This is a genomic window from Ramlibacter sp. (assembly GCF_035706265.1).
Lineage (GTDB): Bacteria > Pseudomonadota > Gammaproteobacteria > Burkholderiales > Burkholderiaceae_C > Ramlibacter.
Genome location: NZ_DASSVG010000069.1, coordinates 1 through 21,718, shown reverse-complemented (window position 1 = coordinate 21,718; position 21,718 = coordinate 1). Strand labels below are relative to the sequence as shown.

The following is a 21,718-nucleotide window of genomic DNA, read 5'->3' as shown; positions in this document are numbered from 1 at the left end:
CCTGCGCCGCCGAGGTGCCGTGGCCCGTGTCCCCCCCCGGGCCGGTGATCGCGCCGGCGCCCGCCGCGCCGCCTGCGCCCGCGCCCGCGCCCGCACCGGCCGCTGCGCCCGCTGCCGCCGCCCCTGCCCCGCCGAACACTCCCGCGGCGCTGGAGATCGCCGTCGGTTACGCCGAACGCGTGCGCGCCCTGCCGGCCGCCGAACTGGCGCAGGAGGTGCAGCGGCTGGGCGACAACACCTATTCGCCGCTGCGCGGCATCCAGCTCGCGCTCGCGCTGGCGCAGACGCGCACGGCGGCCAACACCGCCCGCGCCCAGGCGATCCTGCAGCGCGTGCAGGCCGACCCCGGCAGCGAACCGCAGGGCCTGCAGTCCTTCGCCCGCTGGCTGGCGGCGCAGCTCGCCGAGCAGCGCCGCAACGAGGAGGCGGCCGAACGCCAGGCGCAGCAGTTGCGCGACGCGCAGCGCCGCATCGACCAGCTCAACGAGCGGCTGGAGGCGCTGCGCGCGATCGAACGCAGCCTGCCCGGCCCGAAGCCGACCACCCCACCGGCGCATGGCGCGCCCCCCGCGCGATGAGCGAAGCCACCCCCGCCCGCCTGCTGGTCGTCGACGACGACGCCGACATGCTGCGCCTGCTGTCCATGCGGCTGCAGGCGGCCGGCTACCGCGTGAGCACCGCCGTGTCCGCCGAGGCGGCCCTGGCCCTGCTCGAAGTCGAGCGCCCGCAGCTCGTGCTGAGCGACGTGCGCCTGCCCGGGCGCGACGGCCTGGCCCTGTTCGACGAGGTGCGCAGCCGCCATCGTTCGCTGCCCGTGATCCTGCTCGCCGCGCACGGCACCATCCCCGATGCCGTGGAGGCCACGCGGCGCGGCGTCTTCACCTATCTCACCAAGCCGTACGACAGCAAGGAGTTGCTGGAGCGCATCGCGCAGGCACTGGCGCTCGGCGCGCCCGAGGCCAGCGCCGGGCCGGCCGACGAGGCCTGGCGCTCCGAGATCGTCAGCCGCTCCGCCCGCATGGCGGACCTGCTCGCCGAGGCCCGCATGGTGGCGCGTTCGGACGCCAGCGTGCTGCTGCGCGGCGACAGCGGCAGCGGCAAGGAACTGCTGGCGCGCGCCATCCACCGCGCCAGCGCGCGCGCCGACCGCCCTTTCGTCGCCGTCAACTGCGGCGCCATTCCGGAGACGCTGCTGGAATCGGAACTGTTCGGCCACGTCAAGGGCGCTTTCACGGACGCGGTGAGCAACCGCAAGGGCCTGTTCCAGGAGGCCGCGGGCGGCACGCTGATGCTCGACGAGATCGGCGACATGCCGCCGGCGCTGCAGGTGAAGCTGTTGCGCGTGCTGCAGGAGCGTGCCGTGCGCCCGCTCGGCTCCAGCCAGTCGCACGCGGTGGACGTGCGCATCATCTCGGCCACCCACCGCGACCTCGATGCAGCGATGGCGGCCGGCCAGTTCCGCGAGGACCTGTACTACCGCCTCAACGTGGTGACACTCACCCTGCCCACGCTGGCGGAGCGGCGCGAGGACATCCCGCTGCTGGCCAACCACTTCCTGCACAAGCTCGCGCCCAAGTACGGCCGCCGCATCTCCAGCTTCGCGCCGGAGGCGCTGAAGGCGCTGATCGCCGCGCCCTGGCCCGGCAACGTGCGCCAGCTCTACAACGTGGTGGAGCAGGTCTGCGCGCTCGGCACCTCGCCGCTGGTGCCGTTGTCGCTGGTGCAGCGGGCGCTGCGCGCGCCCTCGGTGCAGGTCCTCACGTACGCGGAGGCCAAGCAGCGCTTCGAGCGCGAGTACCTGGTAGGACTGCTGAAGCTCACCGACGGCAACGTGGCCGACGCGGCCCGGCTCGCCGACCGCAACCGCACCGAGTTCTACCGCCTGCTGCAAAAGCACGCGCTGACGCCCGGGCACTTCCAGTCGCAGGGCGCCGAGCGCGGCTTGTCGCCCTCCGGCGACGACGCCAAGTAGTTGACGCACAAGGGGTTTTCGGGCCCGCTGCGGCCGGGCTGTCGCCGGATGGCGACAAAACGGCGCCGCTAACGGCGGAAAACCCGCCGCCCGTCCGCGGCCCCGCCCGCGGTCGCGCTGCAAGCCCTTGATCCGAAAGGAGAAATCCGACCTGGCACAGGGTTTGCCCTGATGGACGGATGAAGGCGCTGTCCCGGCTTTCCCAGCTCGTGCTGCTGGCCCTCCTCGCGGGGCTGGCCGTGTTCCTGATCAGCACCGGCCCGGCGTTCGCCCAGGCCGTGCCGGCGTTCGGCTTCGAGGACGTGGCGCGCCTGGCGGCCGAGCGCGCCCAGGGCCCCTACCGCCCGGGCGCCGCGGCGCTCCCGCCGGAGCTCCAATCGCTCGACTACGACGGCTACCGCGACATCCGCTTCCGGCCGGCGCGCTCGCTCTGGCGCGACCAGCAGCTGCCCTTCGAGGTGCAGTTCTTCCACCGCGGGCTGTACCAGCGCGAGCCGGTGCAGGTCAACGAAATCGGCGCGCAGGGCGTGCGCGCGCTGCCCTACGCCAGCGCCGACTACGACTTCGGCCGCAACACGGTGCAGCCGGCGGCCTGGGGCGACCTGGGGCACGCGGGCTTCCGCATCCACTATCCGCTGCACACGCCGCAGTACAAGGACGAACTGGCCGCCTTCCTCGGCGCGAGCTACTTCCGCGCGCTCGGCGCCGGCCAGCTCTATGGCCTCTCGGCGCGCGGGCTGGCCATCGACACCGGCGCGCCGACGGGCGAGGAATTCCCGCGCTTCACGCAGTTCTGGCTGGAGCGGCCGGCGGCCGACGCGCGCAGCCTGACGCTCTACGCGCTGCTGGAGTCGCCGCGCGCCACCGGCGCCTACCGCTTCGAGATCGTCCCCGGCACGGACACGGTGGTGCGCGTGCAGGCGCGTTTGTTCCTGCGCCCCGGCACCCGCCCCATCGCGACGCTGGGCATCGCACCGCTCACCAGCATGTTCTTCTCGGGCGAGAACCAGCCGCGTCCGGGCGACTACCGCCCCGAGGTGCACGACTCCGACGGCCTGCAGGTGGCCAGCGGCGAGGGCGAGTGGCTGTGGCGGCCGCTGCAGAACCCGAAGCGGCCCGTCACCACCAGCTTCTCCGTGCGCCAGCTGCGCGGCTTCGGCCTGATGCAGCGCGACCGCGCCTTCGCCAGCTACGAGGACCCGGAAGCGCGCTACGAGCGCCGTCCCAGCGCGTGGATCCGGCCGCTGTCCGACTGGGGGCCCGGCCGGGTGGAGCTGCTGCAGCTGCCCACGCCCGACGAGACGCACGACAACGTGGTCGCCTACTGGGTGCCGGAGCGCCTGCCCGCGCCGGGCGAGCCGCTCGAGCTGCGCTACGAGATCGCCTGGCAGGGCGACGCGCAGGCGCAGCCGCCCGGCAGCCGCGTGCTGCAGTCGCGCGTCGGCATGGGCTACACGAAGCTCACCCCGCTGGAGCGTTCCGGCCAGGTGCAGTACACGCTCGATTTCGCCGGCCCCGCCCTCGACGCCCTGCCGCCCGACGCGCAGGTGCAGGCCGTGGTCACCGCCGACGCCAACGGCCGCGTGCTGGAACAGATCGTCCATCCGCATCCCGCCGGCAAGCGCTGGCGGCTCATTCTTCGCGTGCAGCGCCTCGACCCGCGGCGGCCGGTGGAACTGCGCGCCTTCCTCCAGCAGGACCGCCAGGTCCTGAGCGAAACATGGTCCCACATCCTCCTGCCCGAATGAATGCCCGCGCGCGCCTTGCCCTGCCGCGCGAGGAACGCCACCCCAATGCCGCGAGCGCGCCGCCGCTGCATCGCGGCTCGATGGTGTCGCAGCCCTGGCGCGGCTTCTGGCGCGGCATCGCCGGCGGTCTCGGCGCTGCGCCGGCCGCGCATCGGCGCAGCGCGCAACCGCGCGCGCCCTGGCAGGACGCGGCCGACCGCCGCCGCCTGCTGTTCGCGCTGCTCACGTTCGCCAGCGCCGTCATCGCGAGCTGGCTCTACGCGCGCGCCCAGCCCGATTACGGCAACCCGTGGCTGCAATGGGGCCAGATCGCGCTGTTCGCGATCCTCTCCACCTGGGTGGTCACCGGCTTCGTCACGGCGCTGATGGGGTTCTGGGTGAGCCTGCGCGGCGACGCCCATGCGCTGTCGGCACGGGCCGTGCAGCACCACAGCATCGATCCCGAGGCGCGCACCGCCATCGTCATGTCGATCTGCAACGAGGACGTGGCCACCGTGTTCGCCGGGCTGCGAGCCACCTGCGAGTCGGTCGCGGCGACCGGGCATGCCCGCGTGTTCGACGTCTTCGTTCTGTCCGACAGCAACGACCCGGCGCTCATCGCCGCCGAGCGCGCCGCCTGGGCCGAACTGCGCAGCGCGCTGGCCGCCCACCCCGAACAGCCGCAGATCGAGGTCTACTACCGGCTGCGCACGCGCCGCACGCACCGCAAGGCCGGCAACGTGGCGGACTTCTGCCGCCGCTGGGGCCGCGACTACCGCTACATGGTGGTGCTGGACGCCGACAGCGTGATGAGCGGCGACTGCATCGCCTCGCTGGTCAAGCTGATGGAGGCGCATCCCCGCGCCGGCATCATCCAGACCGCGAGCCAGGCGGTGGGCCACGCCACGCTGCATGCGCGCGGGCAGCAGTTCGCCTCGCGCGTGACCGGGCGGCTGTTCACGCTGGGCATGCAGTTCTGGCAGCTCGGCGAGTCGCACTACTGGGGCCACAACGCGATCCTGCGCATCGCGCCCTTCATGCAGCACTGCGCGCTCGCGCCCATCCCCGGCCGCGGCGGCCTGTGCGGCCCGATCATGTCGCACGACTTCGTGGAAGCGGCGCTGATGCGCCGCGCCGGCTGGCACGTGTGGCTGGTGTCGGACCTGCAGGGCAGCTACGAGCAGCAGCCGCCCGACCTGCTGTCGGAGCTGCAGCGCGACCGCCGCTGGTGCCAGGGCAACCTGCAGAACGCGCAGCTGATCGCCGAGCCGGGCCTGCACCGGGTGCACCGCGCGATGTTCGCGATCGGCGCCATGTCCTATCTCTCCGCCCCTCTGTGGCTGGCCTTCCTCGCCTTCGGCACCACGCTGTGGATGACGGGCGCCGCGATCGCGCCCGACTGGCATGCGGTTCCGGCCGAACTGCGCAGCCTGTGGGCCTGGACGCTGGTGATGCTGTTCATGCCGCGCGTGCTGGGTGTGCTGGCGGTGGTGCTGCGCGGCGCCCAGGGCCACTTCGGCGGCACGCGGGCGCTGCTGGCCGGCGCGCTGGTGGAAACCGTCGTCGCCCTGCTGCAGGCGCCGGTGCGCATGCTGGCGCACTCCTTCTTCGTGCTGGTGGCGCTCACCGGCTGGAAGCTGGAATGGAAGTCGCCCCCGCGGGAAGCCGCCGGCCTGGGCTGGGGCGAAGCCGCCCGCCAGCTCGCGCCAATGACCGCGCTGATCGCGCTGCAGGGCCTGGGCCTGGCGGCGATCCAGCACGACGCGCTGGTGTGGCTGGCGCCCGTGGCCCTGCCGCTGTTGCTGGCCGTGCCGCTGGCCGTGCTGACCAGCCACGTGCGTCTGGGCGACTGGGTGCGCGCGCAAGGCGTGCTGGTGATCCCGGAGGAGCACCGCTCGCCGGCGGTGCTGCGGCGGGCGTGGCGGCACGCGCGGGTGCTGGCCGCGGCGGCTTGAAGCGGCCGTTTGCTTCGCGCATCCAGCGCCGAGGGGCCTAGAACGGCAGCTTGGGCATCCCGCCCTTGCCGCCCATGCGCTTCATCAGCTTCATCAGCCCGCCACCCTTCATCTTCTTCATCATGGTCTGCATCTGCTCGAACTCGTTGAGCAGGCGGTTGACCTCCTGCACCTGCACGCCGGCGCCGGCGGCGATGCGGCGCTTGCGGGTGGCCTTGATGATCTCGGGCTTGCGGCGCTCCGCCGCCGTCATGGAGCAGATGATGCCTTCCTTGCGCCGGATGTCGCGCTCGGCCTTCTCCATGTCCACGTTGCCGGCCTTGGCCTGCACCTGCGCCGGCATCTTGTCCATCAGGGTGGACAGGCCGCCCATCTGCTTCATCTGCTGCAACTGGGCGAGGAAGTCGTTGAGGTCGAAACCCTCGCCGCTCTTCACCTTGGCGGCGAGCTTCTGCGCCGCCTCGACGTCGACGCCCGCCTGGACCTGCTCCACCAGGGCGACGATGTCGCCCATGCCGAGAATGCGGCCCGCGTGGCGCTCGGCGTCGAACACCTCGAGGCCGTCGATCTTCTCGCTCACGCCGGCGAACTTGATCGGCGCGCCGGTGATCTGCCGCACCGACAGCGCCGCGCCGCCGCGCGAATCGCCATCGAGCTTGGTCAGCACGATGCCCGTGAGCGGCAGCGCCTCCTTGAAGGCCTTGGCGGTGTTGACCGCGTCCTGGCCCTGCATGGCATCGACCACGAACAGGGTCTCCACCGGCTTGAGCGCCGCGTGCAGCTCCTTGATCTCGCGCATCATGGCCTCGTCGATCGCGAGCCGGCCGGCGGTGTCGACCAGCAGCACGTCGAAGTACTGGCGGCGCGCATGGTCCACGGCGGCGCGGGCGATGTCCACCGGCTTCTGGTCCGGCGTGCTCGGGAACCATTCCGCGCCGGCCTGCTTCGTCACCGTCTTGAGCTGCTCGATGGCAGCCGGCCGGTAGACGTCACCGGAGACCGTCAGCACCTTCTTCTTGCGCTTGTCGATCAGGTGCTTGGCGAGCTTGGCCGTGGTGGTGGTCTTGCCGGCGCCCTGCAGGCCGGCCATCAGGATCACGGCGGGCGGCTGCGTCGCCAGGTTGATGTCCGCCACGCCCTCGCCCATGGTGGCCACGAGCTCGCGGTGCACGATGCCCACCAGCGCCTGGCCGGGGTTGAGCGAGCCCACCACCTCCTGGCCCAGCGCCTTTTCCTTGACGCGGGCGACGAAGTCGCGCACCACCGGCAGCGCCACGTCGGCCTCCAGCAGCGCCATGCGCACTTCGCGCAGCATCTCCTGCACGTTTTCTTCGGTGATGCGGGCCTGGCCGCGCATCTGCTTGACGAGGCGGGAAAGTTTTTCGGAGAGGGCGGAGGCCATGGAGAGTAGGGGTTGCGGCGCGTGACGGATTCGCGGGGAACGTCAGAGGCTAAACTTCTGACATGATTCTATCCAGCGTGTCCCCGGCCAGCGTGGCCCTGACGGTTGCCACGGCCGCGGCCTACGCGGTACCGGCGGCCGGCCATTCGCGGCTGAGCGAGCTGGCCGCACGGCGGGCGCTGCTGGCGGCCTGGCTGCTGCACGGGCTGACGCTGGGCTGGTCGCTCCTGGGCGACACCCCCCGTTTCGGCTTCGCCCCGGCCCTGTCGGTGACGGCCTGGCTCGTGCTCACGGTCTACGCGATCGAGAAGCAGGTGTTCCCGCAGATGCAGGCGCGCTGGGCGCTGGCCGCCCTCGGCTCGCTCGCCGTGCTGCTGGCCCTGGCCTTCCCGGGCACGGCCATGCACGTCAGCACCTCGCCCTGGCTGCCGCTGCACTGGGCGCTGGGCATCGCGGCGTACGGCCTGTTCGCCGCCGCGGTGGTGCACGCCTGGCTGATGCAGCGCGCCGAGCAGACCATGCGGCGCGCGGCCGAACCGCAGGAGGGGCTGCCGCTGCTCACGCTGGAGCGCCTCACCTTCCGCTTCGCCACCGCCGGTTTCGTGCTGCTCACGGCCACGCTGCTGGCTGGCGTGTTCTTCTCCGAAGTGCTGTACGGGCGGGCCTGGACGTGGGACCACAAGAACGTCTTCTCGGTCCTGTCCTGGGCGGCCTTCGCCCTGCTGCTGCTGGGGCGCGCGCGCTTCGGCTGGCGCGGGCGCAAGGCGGTGCGCGTGATCTACGTCGGCTCGCTGCTGCTGCTGCTGGCGTACGTGGGTTCGCGCTTCGTGCTGGAAGTGCTGCTGAGGCGCCCGGGCGCATGAAGTACCTGCTGCTGATCGTGGTGCTGTTCGTCGCCTACTCGCTGTGGCGCAACGCCCGCCTGCGCGACGAGCGCGAGGACCGCGCGCGCCGCCCGCCGCCACCGGGCACGGATCCGCAGGAGATGGTGCGCTGCCCGGTCTGCGGCGTGCACCTGCCGCGCTCGGAGGCGGTGACGGGCGCGCGCGGCATCCTGTACTGCAGCAACGAACACCGGCTGCGCGCCGGCGGCTAGCGTCCATGGCCACCGTGCCTTCCTCCGGCCATTCCACCTGGACCTGGGACGCGCCGGTGGTGCCCCGGCCGCCGGCCGTCACGGCCTTCGACCGCCTGTGGCGCGGCTTCATGACGGCCCGCGTCGGCGTCGGGCTCGTGGTGCTGGGCCTGCTGGCGGGCATCGCCTTCCTCGGACTGGGGTCGGTCAACCAGTGGCAGTTCGCTCTCTGCGGCGCCTACGTCGTGGCCGCGCTGGCGGTGCGCCTGTTCAGCCGGCCGGTACCGCCCGGGCGCACCTTCGACCCGAAATGGGTCTCCACCATCGGCGTCGACCTGCTGGCCTTCTCGGTGCTGCACTTCCTGCAGGCCGCCAGCCTCAATTTCTCGCCGCTCTACGCGCTGCCGGTGCTGACCGCCTCGGTGCTCGGCTCGCTGCTGCTGGCGCTGGGCACGGCCGCCGGCGTGACGCTGCTGCTGCTGGTGGAGGCCTCGCTGGCGGTGCTGGACGCATCCGAGCACACGGCGCGCATCGTGCAGGCGGGGCTCACCGGCGGCGGCTATTTCGTGGTGGCGCTGCTGGCCAACGAGCTCGCCATGCGGCTGGCGCGCGAGGAGCAGGCGGCGCGGCGCAGCATGTCGGCCGCGCGCACCCAGGCCCACGTCAACGAGCTGGTGATCGAATCGCTGACCGACGGCCTGCTGGTGGTCGGCCACGACTGGCGCATCCATGCCGCCAACCCCGCCGCGCGCAGCCTGCTCGGATGGCAGGCCCCGGAGGCGCCCGCCTCGCTGGCGCTGGTGTCGCGCCCTGGGTGGCGCCCGCTGGCCGCGATCGCGCAACGCACCTTCGACACCCAGGAGCCGCAGAGCGCCGAACTGGCCCTGGAGCTCGCGCCCGCGGAACGCCTGCACCTGCGGGTGCGCACGCGGCTCACCGCGGCACAGGATCCGTACAGCGACACGCTGTGCGTGATGTTCCTGCAGGACCTGCGCGAGGCCGAGGCGCAGGTGCGCACCGAGAAGCTGGCCGCGATGGGCCGCATGTCGGCCGCGGTGGCGCACGAGATCCGCAACCCGCTGGCGGCGATCGCGCAGGCCAACGCGCTGCTGGCGGAGGAACTGTCCGAGCCGGGGCAGCGCCAGCTGAGCGAGCTGGTGGGCAAGAACACGCGGCGCCTGTCGCAGATCGTCGAGGAGATCCTCAACCTCGTGCGGGTGCAGCAGCAGCCCGTGGCCGACTGGCTGGAGCTGGACCAGGCGGTGGCCGGCTTCGTGGCCGAATGGGAGCGCCAGGCCCAGGCCGGAACGCGGCTGCACACACTGCTGAACTCCGGCACGGCCTGGGTCACGTTCGACGGCGAACACCTGCGCCGGGTGGTCGTCAACCTCCTGGACAACGCGCTGCGCTACGCCTCGCGCGGGCCGGCCGCGATCGTGGTCGCGACCGCCATGGGCTCGACCAAGGCGCGCCTGCAGGTGTGGAGCGACGGCGCGCCGCTCGATGCGAGCGTGCAGCGCCACCTGTTCGAGCCCTTCTTCTCTTCCGAGAGCCGCTCCAGCGGCCTGGGCCTCTACATCTGCCGCGAGTTGTGCGAGCGCCACGGCGCCACGGTCGCTTACACACGCGGCCGCGCGCCGGACGGCAGCGGCCGCGAGGGAAATGCCTTCACCGTGACATTCCGCACGCGTGCGAGCATGGTGCCGGGCGGCACGCCGTTTGACACAATAGGCGCCTGATGCCGCAACCCGCAGCCGCTCCCCGCGTCCTGGTCGTCGACGACGAACCCGACCTGCGCACCCTGTACGAACTCACCCTCCTGCGCGAAGGCTACCGCGTGGATGCGGCCGGCACGCTGGCGGAAGGCTGGGGCCTGCTGCAGGAGCAGCGCTTCGACGCGGTGATCACGGACATGCGGCTGCCCGATGGCCTGGGCCTCGAACTGCTGCACCGCATGGCGGCCCACCAGCGGCCCGAGCGCTGCATCGTGATGACGGCCTACGGCTCGGCCGAGAACGCGGTGGAGGCGCTCAAGGCCGGCGCTTTCGACTACCTCACCAAGCCGGTGGACCTGAAGCAGTTCCGCGCCGTGGTGGCGTCGGCGATCCAGGAATGCGGCGCGCCGGAGCGCCCGCGTTCGCCCGGCATGCCGCGCGCGGCGGCCGCCGAGGCGCGCCCCAGCGGCACGGCGGCGCTGCAGCGCCTGGTGGGCGACTCCGCGCCGATGCGCCAGGTGAAGGAACGCATCGCCAAGGTGGCGCGCAGCATGGCGCCGGTGCTGGTGCGCGGCGAGTCCGGCACCGGCAAGGAGCTGGTGGCGCGCGCGATCCACGCCTGCAGCCACCGTGCCGACGGCCCCTTCGTCGCCGTCAACTGCAGCGCGATCCCGGAGACGCTGCTGGAAGCCGAATTCTTCGGCGCCCGCAAGGGCTCCTACACCGGCGCGACGGCAGACCGCGAAGGCTATTTCCAGGCTGCACGCGGCGGCACGCTGTTCCTCGACGAGATCGGCGACCTGCCGCTGCCCATGCAGTCGAAGCTCCTGCGCGCGATCCAGGAGCGCAGCGTGCGGCCGCTCGGCTCCACCCAGGAAGAACCGGTGGACGTGCGCATCGTGAGCGCCACCCACAAGGACCTGGGCGCCGACGTGCAGGCCAGCCGCTTCCGGCAGGACCTGTTCTATCGCCTCAACGTGATCGAGATCCTGGTGCCGCCGCTGCGCGAGCGGCGCGAGGACCTGCCGGCCCTGTGCGAGGCGCTGCTGGCGCGCATCGCGCACGACACCGGCCTGCCGGCGCCGCAGCTCTCGCCGCAGGTGCTGGCGCAGCTGCAGGCCCACCCCCTGCCGGGCAACGTGCGCGAGCTGGAGAACCTGCTGCACCGCGCGCTCGCGCTCAGCGACGGCTCGGAGCTGCAGGTCGATCTCTCGCCCTCCACCGCGGCAGCGGTGGCCGCCGGCGGCAGCGAGGCCGCGCCCGTGCCGCAGCCCGCGGCCGAACAAGCGGCCGTGCCGAGCGACCTGCAGGCCTACCTGGACCAGCAGGAGCGCGAGATCCTGGTCAAGGCGCTGCGCGAAACCAACTTCAACCGCACCGCCGCGGCGCAGCGTCTCGGCCTGAGCCTGCGGCAGATCCGCTACCGCATCGCCCGCCTGGCGATCGCCACGCCGGGCAGCGAAGACCCCGATGACAACGCCGGCTGAAGCCGCCGACCCGCTCTGGTCTGCCGGCTGGTACCGCTTCGCGCACCGCGTGGATTCGCCCAACTTCGGGCCGCGGCCCGAGGGCTGCGCGATCGACCTGATCGTGCTGCATTCGATCAGCCTGCCGCCGGGCGTCTACGGCGGCGACGAGGTCCGGCGCCTGTTCACCAACACGCTGGACTGGGATGCGCATCCTTATTTCCAGCAGATCCGCGGCATCGAGGTCTCGGCCCACTTCTTCATCCGCCGCGACGGCGCGCTGCTGCAGTTCGTGAGCTGCGACGCGCGCGCGTGGCATGCGGGCGCCTCCTGCTGGCGCGGTCGCACCAACTGCAACGACGATTCGATCGGCATCGAGCTGGAAGGGCTCGAAGGCGAGACGTTCGAGCCGCCGCAGTACGAAGCGCTGGCGGCCCTGTGCGCCGCAATCGGCCAGCACTACCCGATCCGCCACGTCGCGGGGCACGAGCACATCGCGCCCGGACGCAAGATCGACCCGGGCGCGGGCTTCGACTGGGCGCAGGTGAAGCGCGAGCTCGGCTGGCCCGAGGCGTGGTTTCCCCCGGCGTGAGGCCCGGCCGACCCTCGGCAGGACCACCCCCGATCCGAAGCCTCCGCGCAACATTCGACACTCCGCGGGCGAAATGAAGGCCGCTGCACACCACCGGTGCCGTCGCGCACCGGACCCATCGCGCCCGCCCGCCCCGCCGGTGGATAAGTGCCCGCGCGGCCGACCCCGCATCGAGAAATGCGTTCGCAGCCCGCGCCAATGCTCGCTGCGCGCGGACGCGCGAGCGCGCCGCAAGGCGCCCGGAGACGGTGCAGAGTCTGTGGAAAACACTGTGCAGACGCTGTGATCCACAGACCCTGTAAGCACTACCTATAGTGCTTGCTGGCAGATCGGGCACTAGGTATAGTGCCTGCCACGCCGCTGGGTCCCTGTCCTTGCCCCAGCGCAAAGAACATCTGCACGAGAGGAAGAAACGACGATGCAACCTGGCCTGGCCACTCCCTTCCAGCCGCTGCCCGGCGCACACGCGCCGCAGGCGGCTGCCGCCGGCGCAGCCGCGAACAGCGCCTTCGCGCACTACCAGATCCTGCGCCGCAACGGTGCCGTGGTGCCCTTCGAGCCGAACAAGATCGCCATCGCGATGATGAAGGCCTTCCTCGCCGTGCACGGCACGCAGGGCGCCGCCAGCGCCAGCGTGCGCGAGACGGTGGACGGCCTCACGCAGGCCGTGGTGCGGGCGCTGGTGCGCTCGCGCCCGGGCGGCGGCACCTTCCACATCGAGGACGTGCAGGACCAGGTGGAACTGGGCCTGATGCGCGGCGGCCACCACGAGGTCGCCCGCGCCTACGTGCTGTACCGCGAGCGCCGCGCGCAGGAGCGCGCCAAGCAGGGCGAGCAGCAGGCGCCGGCCACGCCGCAGTTCCACGTGCTGGACCACGGCCAGCGCGTCCCGCTGGACACCGCCGCCCTGCAGCAGCTGATCGTCTCCGCCTGCGAGGGCCTGGGCACGGACGTGAAGCCGGAGCCCATCGTCGCCGAGACCATGCGCAACCTGTACGACGGCGTGGCGCTGGACGAGGTCTACAAGGCCTCCATCCTGGCCGCCCGCACGCTGATCGAGAAGGAGCCGGACTACACCTTCGTCACCGCCCGCCTGCTGCTGCACACCATCTTCAAGGAAGTGGTGGGCGAGGAAGTCGCCCCGGCGCAGCGTGACAGCGTCTACGCCGAGCACTTCCCGCTGTTCGTCAAGAAGGGCGTCGAAAACGAGCTGCTGGACGAGAAGCTGCTGCAGTACGACCTCAAGCGCCTGGGCGCCGCGCTCAAGCCCGAGCGCGACCTGAAGTTCGACTACCTGGGCCTGCAGACCCTGTACGACCGCTACTTCCTGCACGTACGCAAGACGCGCATCGAGCTGCCGCAGGCCTTCTTCATGCGCGTGGCCATGGGCCTGGCGCTCAACGAGATCGACCGCGAGGCGCGCGCCATCGAGTTCTACGAGGTGCTCTCCAGCTTCGACTTCATGTCGTCCACGCCGACGCTGTTCAACAGCGGCTCGCTGCGCTCCCAGCTCTCGTCCTGCTACCTCACCACGGTGCCGGACGACCTGGACGGCATCTACGAGTCGATCAAGGAGAACGCCCTGCTGTCCAAGTTCGCGGGCGGCCTGGGCAACGACTGGACGCGCGTGCGGGCGCTGGGCTCCCACATCAAGGGCACCAACGGCGAGTCGCAGGGCGTCGTGCCCTTCCTGAAGGTGGTCAACGACACGGCCGTGGCCGTCAACCAGGGCGGCAAGCGCAAGGGCGCCGTCTGCGCCTACCTGGAATCCTGGCACCTGGACGTGGAGGAATTCCTGGAGCTGCGCAAGAACACCGGCGACGACCGCCGCCGCACCCACGACATGAACACGGCCAACTGGATCCCGGACCTGTTCATGCGCCGGGTGATGGAAAAGGGCGAGTGGACCCTGTTCTCGCCCTCCTCCGTGCCCGACCTGCACGACAAGTTCGGCGCCGAGTTCGAGCAAGCCTACGTCGCCTACGAGGAAAAGGCCAAGCGCGGCGAGATCAAGCCGTCCAGGACGGTCCAGGCCAACGACCTGTGGCGCAAGATGCTCTCGATGCTGTTCGAGACCGGCCACCCCTGGATCACCTTCAAGGACGCCTGCAACGTCCGCTCGCCGCAGCAGCACGTGGGCGTCGTGCACTCGTCCAACCTGTGCACCGAGATCACGCTGAACACGTCCGACACCGAGACGGCGGTCTGCAACCTGGGTTCGGTGAACCTGCTGCAGCACCTGAAGGACGGCCGGATCGACCACGAGAAGCTGAAGCGCACCGTCGCCACGGCGATGCGGATGCTCGACAACGTGATCGACATCAACTACTACGCGGTCAAGAAGGCGCGCGACTCCAACATGCGCCACCGGCCGGTGGGCCTGGGCGTCATGGGCTTCCAGGACGCGCTGTACGAGCTGCGCATCCCCTACGCCTCGGGCGAGGCCGTCCAGTTCGCCGACGCCTCCATGGAGGCGGTCTGCTACTACGCCTACTGGGCCTCCACCGAGCTGGCGCGCGAGCGCGGCCGCTACTCCAGCTACAAGGGCTCGCTGTGGGACCAGGGCATCCTGCCGCCCGACACCCTGGAGCTGCTGGCCCGCCAGCGCGGCGAGCAGTACGTCGAGGTCGACCGCTCCGCCACGCTGGACTGGGACGCGCTGCGCCGCAAGATCGCCGCCGACGGCATGCGCAACTCCAACTGCGTGGCCATCGCGCCGACGGCCACCATCTCCAACATCATCGGCGTGGACGCCTCGATCGAGCCCTGCTTCGGCAACCTGTCGGTCAAGTCCAACCTGTCGGGCGAGTTCACCGTGATCAACCACTACCTGGTGCGCGACCTCAAGCGCCTGGGGCTGTGGGACGACGTGATGGTGATGGACCTGAAGCACTTCGACGGCTCGCTGCGCCCCATCGACCGGGTGCCGGAGGACATCAAGGCGCTCTACGCGACCGCATTCGAGGTCGAGCCGGTGTGGCTGGTGGAAGCGGCGGCGCGGCGCCAGAAGTGGATCGACCAGGCCCAGTCGCTCAACATCTACATGGCGGGCGCCTCGGGCAAGAAGCTGGACGAGACCTACAAGCTCGCCTGGCTGCGCGGCCTGAAGACCACCTATTACCTGCGCACGACCAGCGCGACCCAGGCCGAGAAGTCGACGGTGCAATCCGGCCGGCTGAATGCGGTGAGCAACGGCACGGGCGGCCTGTCCGCGCTCGACGCCGCGGCGGCCGCGGCACGCGCGCAGATCGACGCCGCGAGCGCGACGCCCGCCACCGACATCAAGTTCTGCGGCGTCGACGATCCCACCTGCGAAGCGTGCCAGTGAGCGCGTGATCGACGTGCGGCGCGCGCATGGCGCGCGCTAGCACGCGCGAATCGAAAGAGGTATCGGCGTTCTCCGACAGAACGCCGATGCAAGCAAGCAACAAAATGCGAGCCGAGTGTGAACGGACACTTTGAATTCATCACGCAGGCTCACATAATCCGAGCACTGGAAAACCTATGTTGACCTGGGACGACGAAGTCACGCCCACACCGTCAAAGCCCCCGATCAGCGGTTTGCATCCGAACCGCGAGACCGCTGTTCCCGTTTCCCAACCTGCCCTGCGCACCCTGGACGACGGCGCACCGGCGCCGATCGCCGCGCTCGCCTCCGCCGCCGCCGTCGCGCCCATCGTCACGCAGCCCGCCGCGCGCAGCGCCGCCAGCTCGGCGCAGTCGACCAGCCAGCGCCGCGTGCAGGCCGCCGACAAGCGCATCATCAACGGCCAGACCGACGTCAACCAGCTCGTCCCCTTCAAGTACAAGTGGGCCTGGGAGAAGTACCTGGCCACCTGCGCCAACCACTGGATGCCGCAGGAAATCAACATGAACCGCGACATCGCCCTGTGGAAGGACCCGAACGGTCTGTCCGAGGACGAGCGCCGGATCATCAAGCGCAACCTGGGCTTCTTCGTCACCGCCGACTCGCTGGCCGCCAACAACATCGTGCTGGGCACCTACCGCCACATCACGGCGCCGGAGTGCCGCCAGTTCCTGCTGCGCCAGGCCTTCGAGGAAGCGATCCACACCCACGCCTACCAGTACATCGTGGAGTCGCTGGGCCTGGACGAGGCCGAGATCTTCAACGCCTACCACGAGGTCGCGGCGATCCGCGACAAGGACGAGTTCCTGATCCCGTTCATCGACGCGATCATGGATCCGAACTTCCACACCGGCACCCCGGAAGCCGACCAGCGCCTGCTCAAGAGCCTGATCGTCTTCGCCTGCCTGATGGAAGGCCTGTTCTTCTACGTCGGCTTCACCCAGATCCTGGCGCTGGGCCGGCAGAACAAGATGACTGGCGCCGCCGAGCAGTACCAGTACATCCTGCGTGACGAGTCGATGCACTGCAACTTCGGCATCGACCTCATCAACCAGATCAAGCTCGAGAACCCGCACCTGTGGACCGCCGAATTCAAGGCGGAGATCAAGGGCCTGTTCCTCAAAGCCGTCGAACTCGAGTACCGCTACGCCGAGGACACCATGCCGCGCGGCGTGCTGGGGCTCAACGCCTCCATGTTCAAGGGCTACCTGCGCTACATCGCCAACCGGCGCGCCACGCAGATCGGCCTGGAAGCGCTTTTCCCGAACGAGGAAAATCCCTTCCCCTGGATGAGCGAAATGATTGACCTGAAGAAAGAGCGCAACTTCTTCGAGACCCGCGTGATTGAATACCAGACGGGTGGCGCCCTTTCGTGGGATTGAAACGGCAACTGCGAATGAGCTTGGATTGATGCCCGCGCTCCACGGACCGCAAGAGGCCGGGAGCACTCCGGCGGCCCCAGGGCCGCTGCGGGCGACGGTGTTCGCGGGGCTGGGCGGCTGCCCAACCCCGCGGATCGCTTGGCGCCTCCCCAACAAGGCGCGAAGTGAAAACTTGGTTGATGTTTGAGTCAACTTGAACAGGAGATAGACATGGCAACTGCGAAGAAGTCGGCCGCGAAGAAAACGACGGCCAAGAAGACGACGGCGAAGAAGGCTACCGCCGCCAAGAAGACGACGGCGAAGAAGGCCACCGCCAAGAAGGCGCCGGCCAAGAAGGCGGCCGCCAAGAAGGCCGCGGCGCCTCGCAAGACCGCCGCCAAGAAGGCTGCGGCGCCTCGCAAGACCGCTGCGAAGAAGGCCGCGGCGCCCCGCAAGGCTGCTGCCAAGAAGTCCACCGCCAAGAAGGCCGCGGCGCCCCGCAAGGCCGCGGCGAAGAAGTCCACCGCTTCCACTGCCCGCAAGACCACCGCCAAGAAGGCGGCGGCCGGCGGCGCGCGCAAGACGGCGGCGAAGAAGGCCACGGGCGGCGCACGCAAGACGGCGGCGAAGTCGTCCGCGGGCGGCGCGCGCAAGACGGCGGCGAAGAAGTCCTCCGGCGGCGCGAAGAAGGCCGCGAAAGCCCCTGCTGCCGCCGGCGCGTCCTCCACGGCGGCGCCGGCGCCCGCGGCTCAGACCACGCTGAACCCGCAGGCCGCCTGGCCGTTTCCGACCGCGGCGAAGCCCTAAGCTGTTCGGGAGGAGGCGCAGCGCGTCTCCCCCAGGCTTGGCCTCCCGGACCCGCACCTCGGTGCGGGTCTTTTCTTTATGCTGGGCGCATGAAGGACGCGCAGGGCGATCTCTTCGGCGCACCGGCGCCGGCGCTGCCGCCCGGGCTGCGCTACGAGGAAGAGTTCCTTTCCCCGTCCGAGGAAGCCGCGCTGGTCGAGCGCATCGCGCAGCTGCCGCTCGCGGCCATGAAGTACCAGCAGTACACGGCGCTGCGGCGCGTGGTGAGCTATGGCGGCCAGTACGACTTCAGCGCCCAGCGGCTGGAGCAGGCCGAGCCGCTGCCCGGCTGGCTCGACCCGCTGCGCGAACGGGCCGCCGCCTGGATCGGCGTCGCGCCAGCGCAGTTCACGCAGGCGCTGGTGGCCGAATACCGCCCCGGCACGCCGCTCGGCTGGCACCGCGACGTGCCCGACTTCGAGGACATCGTGGGCGTCTCGCTGCTGAACGAGGCCGTGATGCGCTTCCGGCCCTATCCGCCCGAAGCGCCGAAGAAGGCGGACGTGGTGAAGCTCACCCTCGCCCCGCGCTCGATCTACCTGCTGCGCGGGCCCGCGCGGTGGGCCTGGCAGCACAGCGTCGCGGCGACGAAGGTGCTGCGGTATTCGATCACCTTGCGCACCCCGTCCGAGCGCCGCAGCCGGCGCGGTTGAAATGCCGGCGTCCCGCGCTGGCCGGCGTGCGGCGCGTTGGGTAGGCTGGTGCTGAGCGCGTTGCGGAGGCGACAGCCTCCGCAAGGCCCGAAGCCCAGCGCTTCGGCGGCCCAAGCGCTCGCGCATCGCTGGGCTTTCGCTATCGCTCCAGCGCCAGCCTACGAATCGCCCTCGCGCGCGTCAGCGCTCCTGCGCCGCGATCTCCATGCGCCGGCGCAGGTGCGCCGCCTCCTCGGAGTTGCCGTTCTTCTCCGCCAGCATCGCCCGTGCGCCCAGCCAGGCCAGCACGGCGCGGCGCCAGCCCTGCTCGGAGGCGGTGTCGGTGGCGGTCTCCAGCACCTCGGGGTCGGCGTGGCCGGTGCGCAGCAGCACGCCGGCGGCGATCAGGCGCGACAGCGGATTCTTGATCTTCTTCAGCTGCGCGGCACCGCCTTCTCCTGCAATGCCCCGGTAGTCCTTGGGTAGTTCCCTGGCCTGCTCCGGCGCCAGCTTGCCTTCCAGGAAATCGGCATAGGCGCGCTCGGCATCGCCCGCGTCGGCCCGCAGCGGCTCGAAGCCTTCGCACGGCGCGAAGTCGAGGCTGGCGACGTGCACCGCGCAGCGCGTGAGCTCGGCCCGCGCGACCAGCGACGCCTTCGCCGTGGCGGACACCTCGTCGCGGAAGCGCTGGAACTCGGTGTTGGCCACCCGGTCGCGCCCGGACAGGTAGGCGCGCTCGAAGCGGTCCTGCGCGCCGTCGGCGTTGACCAGCCAGTCCGGCTGGCGGGGCTTGTTCCCGCAAGCAACAAGCAGCAAGGCCAGCCCGAGGAGTGCAAGCATCCTCATGGCAGCTCGATCTTCCTGTCCTTGGCGAACGGCCACTTGCGCTGCAGGTCGTTGATCAGGTCCTCGATCTTGCGCAGGTTGGCCTCCACGTCCGCGCGCAGCGGCCCCAGGTCCGCCGTGGCTTCGCGGATGTTGCCGGCCGCGCCCTGCGCCTCGGTGAGCACCGCGTCCACCCGCTTCAGGCTGCCGCGCGCATCGCCCAGCAGGCCCTGCAGCTCGCGCATGCTCGCCTGGGCGTCGCTCGCGATGCCGCTGTTGCCGAACACCCGCGTGTCGGCGTTCTGCACGAAGGTCTCGCCGCGCCGCGCCAGCCGCTGGATCTCCGCCATCGCCGCATTGGCCCGCTCCACCGCGGCCACCAGCTTGCGCGCGTCCTCCTCGTTGCCGAAGATCGCGTGCAGCGCGCCGCGCCGGCCCTGCAGCTTCAGCGTGAAGGCCTGCAGGTTGGCCATGGAGCGGTTCAGGTCCGAGTTCTCCGCCGTCATGCGGTTCAGGTTGTCCAGCACGTCCTTCGTCGCCCCGATCACGCGGCCGACCTCCTCGTTGAAGTCGCCGCGCAGCACCGGGCGCTCGGCGCCGTCGGGCAGGGGCGGATCGGTCAGCACGCCGCTGTAGGCGCGCAGCTCCGCCGGTCCGAAGATGTTCTTCACCAGGGTGAAGACGCTGGAGGTGCGCAGCCACTTGGCGTCCTTCTGGATCACCTCCACCTCGATGCGCACCTGGGCCTGGTCGTTGAGCGAGGCCTTCTTCACCGTGCCGATCGGGAAGCCCGAGAACGTCAGGTCCATGCCGGCCACCACGCCGTCGGCGTTGTCGGCGATCAGGAACAGCTGCTGCTTGGGCTCGAAGAAGCCGCGCGCGCGCAGCAGGAACAGGGCCGAGGCGACGATCAGCGCCACGGTGAACGCCAGCAGCAGCGTCGCCTTGAGCTCCAGGTTCTTCACCGGCACGCTGCGCGCCGCCGGCTCCGACTTCGACATCGGGGTTTCGGGCGGCGTCGGCGGCGGCCGGGGCGGGTCGTGCGAGGGGTTCGGGCTGAGCTTGTCGACCATGGTCAGATGTAGTTCCCCACCAGCGACAGCGCCTCCAGCACCAGCAGCACGCCGAACATGCGCACCAGGCCTTGCAGCGCCGCGCTTTCGCGCGAGCCGTCGTCCTCGATGTTGTTCAGGCCCGAGGCCATCGGGATGATCGACACGGCGATGGCGAAGAGCAGCGTCTTGAGGGCGAAGATCAGGGTGAACACCGGTGAGAACACGCGGCCCGTGGTGTGCATGTACGCATCCAGCCCGGCGCTGGTGAAGCCCCAGACCGCGAGGTAGGCAAGGATACCGGCCACGACGCAGCTCAGGGCCGCCAGCGTGATGCAGGCGAAGATGCCGGCCAGCAGCCGCGGCAGCACCTCCACCGCGATCGGGTCGAGCCGGCGGCGGTGCAGCGTGCGGAAGTGGCCGTTGCGGCGCATCTCCACCAGGGCCGCGCCGCTGGGAATGGTGCAGCGCAGGGCGACGAACAGCGCCGCGGTCAGCGGGATCAGCTCCACCACCAGCACCCGCACCACCATCTCCAGCGCGTACTGCGACAGGCCGTAGCTCTCGGAGGTGACGATCACGATGCGGGTGATGATCAGCGTGAACAGCGCGATCAGCACCGTGAACCAGCCGAGAATCGGGGCCGTGTCGACATACATGTGGCGCGCCAGGTTGTAGCGCGTCTCGGGCCCGTAACTGCGCGGCGAGCACGCCCGCACCGCCATCACCGAACCGAAGAAGGTGATGCGGGCCCAGGCCGCGAGCCAGCGCACGGGGGCCAGGCTGGTGTGGCTGACCGTGCGGTACCACGTCGACAGATGGGTCATAGCGAGCGAATGGTAAAGGCGCCGGGGCGCGGGGCTCGTAAGGCGCCGCCTACAGCAGAGTCACGGCCGAGACCTTCGGCCGGGCAAGGAGATGCGGCATGAGCGGATTCGATTGCGACCTGTTCGTCGTCGGCGGCGGCAGCGGCGGCGTGCGCGCGGCCCGGATGGCGGCGCAGCGCGGCGCCCGCGTGCTGCTGGCCGAGGCCGCGGCCCTGGGCGGCACCTGCGTCAACGTGGGCTGCATTCCCAAGAAGCTTTACAGCTACGCGGCCCACTACGCGCACGACTTCGAGGAGGCGGCCGGCTTCGGCTGGGACGTGGCCACGCCGCGCTTCGACTGGGAGCGCCTGAAGAAGAACCGCGTGGCGGAGATCGCGCGGCTCAATGGCGTCTACGAACAACTGCTGCGCGGCGCCGGCGTGCAACTGCTGCGCGGCTGGGCGACGCTGCTGGACGCGCACACGGTGCAGGTCGCCACCGGCGAAGGCGCGCGGCGCTGGCGTGCGGCGCACGTGCTGGTCGCCACCGGCGGTACCCCTTCGGTGCCGCACTTCCCCGGGCGCGAGCATGCGCTCACCTCGGACCAGATGTTCGACCTCGATCCGCTGCCGCGCCGGCTGGTGGTGGTGGGCGGGGGTTACATCGCTTGCGAGTTCGCCTCCATCTTCCGCGGCCTGGGCGTGCAGGTGACGCAGCTCTACCGGGGCGAGCAGGTGCTGCGCGGCTTCGACGACGACGTGCGGGCCTTCATCGCGCAGGAGATGGGCAAGACCGGAATCGACCTGCGCCTGCACAGCAACGTCGCCGCGATCGCGCGCGGCGACGACGGGCTCGCCCTCACGCTGGAGAACGGCGAGACGCTGGCGGCCGACGCGGTGCTCTATGCCACCGGCCGCGTGCCGAA

At 70.7% G+C, this 21,718-nt stretch carries 18 protein-coding genes; 14 read left to right on the top strand and 4 right to left on the bottom strand.

Annotated elements, in window-relative coordinates; translation table 11 throughout:
- The 4 genes from VFM98_RS02525 to mdoH all read left to right on the top strand — a co-directional run.
- On the top strand, nucleotides 1-578 hold a 578-nt coding region (locus tag VFM98_RS02525; protein ID WP_325108319.1), incomplete at its 5' end, for a hypothetical protein.
- Entirely contained in the window at nucleotides 575-1,972 is a 1,398-nt protein-coding gene (locus VFM98_RS02520) for a sigma 54-interacting transcriptional regulator (protein ID WP_325108318.1), read from the top strand. The genes VFM98_RS02525 and VFM98_RS02520, both read left to right, overlap by 4 nt.
- A 179-nt stretch (nucleotides 1,973-2,151) precedes the next feature.
- Nucleotides 2,152-3,720: a glucan biosynthesis protein G gene (locus tag VFM98_RS02515; protein ID WP_325108317.1), complete on the top strand. Its 1,569-nt coding sequence runs from the start codon at nucleotides 2,152-2,154 to the stop codon at nucleotides 3,718-3,720.
- Nucleotides 3,717-5,654, top strand: a complete 1,938-nt coding sequence (mdoH, locus tag VFM98_RS02510) for a glucans biosynthesis glucosyltransferase MdoH (RefSeq protein ID WP_325108316.1) — start codon at nucleotides 3,717-3,719, stop codon at nucleotides 5,652-5,654. Before VFM98_RS02515 ends, mdoH begins: the two co-directional genes overlap by 4 nt.
- A 37-nt stretch (nucleotides 5,655-5,691) precedes the next feature.
- Here mdoH and ffh read toward each other — a convergent pair whose 3' ends face one another.
- The gene (ffh, locus tag VFM98_RS02505) at nucleotides 5,692-7,056 is read right to left on the bottom strand and encodes a signal recognition particle protein (RefSeq protein ID WP_325108315.1); all 1,365 of its coding nucleotides are present in this window, start codon (nucleotides 7,054-7,056) and stop codon (nucleotides 5,692-5,694) included.
- Between the two features lie 62 nt (nucleotides 7,057-7,118).
- Here ffh and VFM98_RS02500 point away from each other — a divergent pair, with 62 nt between their 5' ends.
- The 9 genes from VFM98_RS02500 to VFM98_RS02460 all read left to right on the top strand — a co-directional run bounded on the left by VFM98_RS02500 (nucleotide 7,119) and on the right by VFM98_RS02460 (nucleotide 18,131).
- Nucleotides 7,119-7,919 carry a cytochrome C assembly family protein gene (locus VFM98_RS02500; RefSeq protein ID WP_325108314.1) on the top strand — a complete coding sequence of 267 codons (801 nt, stop codon included), beginning with the start codon at nucleotides 7,119-7,121 and terminating at the stop codon, nucleotides 7,917-7,919.
- Nucleotides 7,916-8,152 carry a PP0621 family protein gene (locus VFM98_RS02495; protein WP_325108313.1) on the top strand — a complete coding sequence of 79 codons (237 nt, stop codon included), beginning with the start codon at nucleotides 7,916-7,918 and terminating at the stop codon, nucleotides 8,150-8,152. Before VFM98_RS02500 ends, VFM98_RS02495 begins: the two co-directional genes overlap by 4 nt.
- A 5-nt stretch (nucleotides 8,153-8,157) precedes the next feature.
- Nucleotides 8,158-9,870 (top strand): PAS domain-containing sensor histidine kinase, encoded by a 1,713-nt coding sequence (locus VFM98_RS02490; RefSeq protein ID WP_325108312.1) that lies wholly within the window; start codon nucleotides 8,158-8,160, stop codon nucleotides 9,868-9,870.
- Nucleotides 9,870-11,333: a sigma-54 dependent transcriptional regulator gene (locus VFM98_RS02485; RefSeq protein WP_325108310.1), complete on the top strand. Its 1,464-nt coding sequence runs from the start codon at nucleotides 9,870-9,872 to the stop codon at nucleotides 11,331-11,333. Before VFM98_RS02490 ends, VFM98_RS02485 begins: the two co-directional genes overlap by 1 nt.
- The gene (gene ampD, locus VFM98_RS02480) at nucleotides 11,317-11,904 is read left to right on the top strand and encodes a 1,6-anhydro-N-acetylmuramyl-L-alanine amidase AmpD (RefSeq protein WP_325108309.1); all 588 of its coding nucleotides are present in this window, start codon (nucleotides 11,317-11,319) and stop codon (nucleotides 11,902-11,904) included. The genes VFM98_RS02485 and ampD overlap by 17 nt, the downstream gene beginning before the upstream one ends.
- A gap of 418 nt (nucleotides 11,905-12,322) precedes the next feature.
- Entirely contained in the window at nucleotides 12,323-15,232 is a 2,910-nt protein-coding gene (locus tag VFM98_RS02475; RefSeq protein WP_325108308.1) for a ribonucleoside-diphosphate reductase subunit alpha, read from the top strand.
- Between the two features lie 176 nt (nucleotides 15,233-15,408).
- Nucleotides 15,409-16,653, top strand: coding sequence for a ribonucleotide-diphosphate reductase subunit beta (locus VFM98_RS02470; RefSeq protein WP_325108307.1), 1,245 nt, complete (start codon nucleotides 15,409-15,411; stop codon nucleotides 16,651-16,653).
- 210 nt (nucleotides 16,654-16,863) lie between these two features.
- Entirely contained in the window at nucleotides 16,864-17,439 is a 576-nt protein-coding gene (locus tag VFM98_RS02465) for a histone H1-like DNA-binding protein (protein WP_325108305.1), read from the top strand.
- A gap of 89 nt (nucleotides 17,440-17,528) precedes the next feature.
- Nucleotides 17,529-18,131: an alpha-ketoglutarate-dependent dioxygenase AlkB gene (locus VFM98_RS02460; protein ID WP_325108304.1), complete on the top strand. Its 603-nt coding sequence runs from the start codon at nucleotides 17,529-17,531 to the stop codon at nucleotides 18,129-18,131.
- Between the two features lie 180 nt (nucleotides 18,132-18,311).
- Here VFM98_RS02460 and VFM98_RS02455 read toward each other — a convergent pair whose 3' ends face one another.
- From VFM98_RS02455 to VFM98_RS02445, 3 genes are read right to left on the bottom strand one after another with little or no spacing between them, the layout of a single operon-like run.
- On the bottom strand, nucleotides 18,312-18,956 hold the full coding sequence (locus VFM98_RS02455) for a hypothetical protein (RefSeq protein ID WP_325108303.1): 645 nt from the start codon (nucleotides 18,954-18,956) through the stop codon (nucleotides 18,312-18,314).
- Nucleotides 18,953-20,008: an MlaD family protein gene (locus VFM98_RS02450; RefSeq protein ID WP_325108302.1), complete on the bottom strand. Its 1,056-nt coding sequence runs from the start codon at nucleotides 20,006-20,008 to the stop codon at nucleotides 18,953-18,955. The genes VFM98_RS02455 and VFM98_RS02450 overlap by 4 nt, the downstream gene beginning before the upstream one ends.
- Before the next feature lie 2 nt (nucleotides 20,009-20,010).
- Complete coding sequence (locus tag VFM98_RS02445) at nucleotides 20,011-20,814, bottom strand: ABC transporter permease (RefSeq protein WP_325108301.1); 804 nt, start codon at nucleotides 20,812-20,814, stop codon at nucleotides 20,011-20,013.
- A gap of 98 nt (nucleotides 20,815-20,912) precedes the next feature.
- Here VFM98_RS02445 and VFM98_RS02440 point away from each other — a divergent pair.
- Nucleotides 20,913-21,718 (top strand): FAD-dependent oxidoreductase (locus tag VFM98_RS02440; protein ID WP_325108300.1); only part of this gene is annotated, 806 nt, incomplete at its 3' end.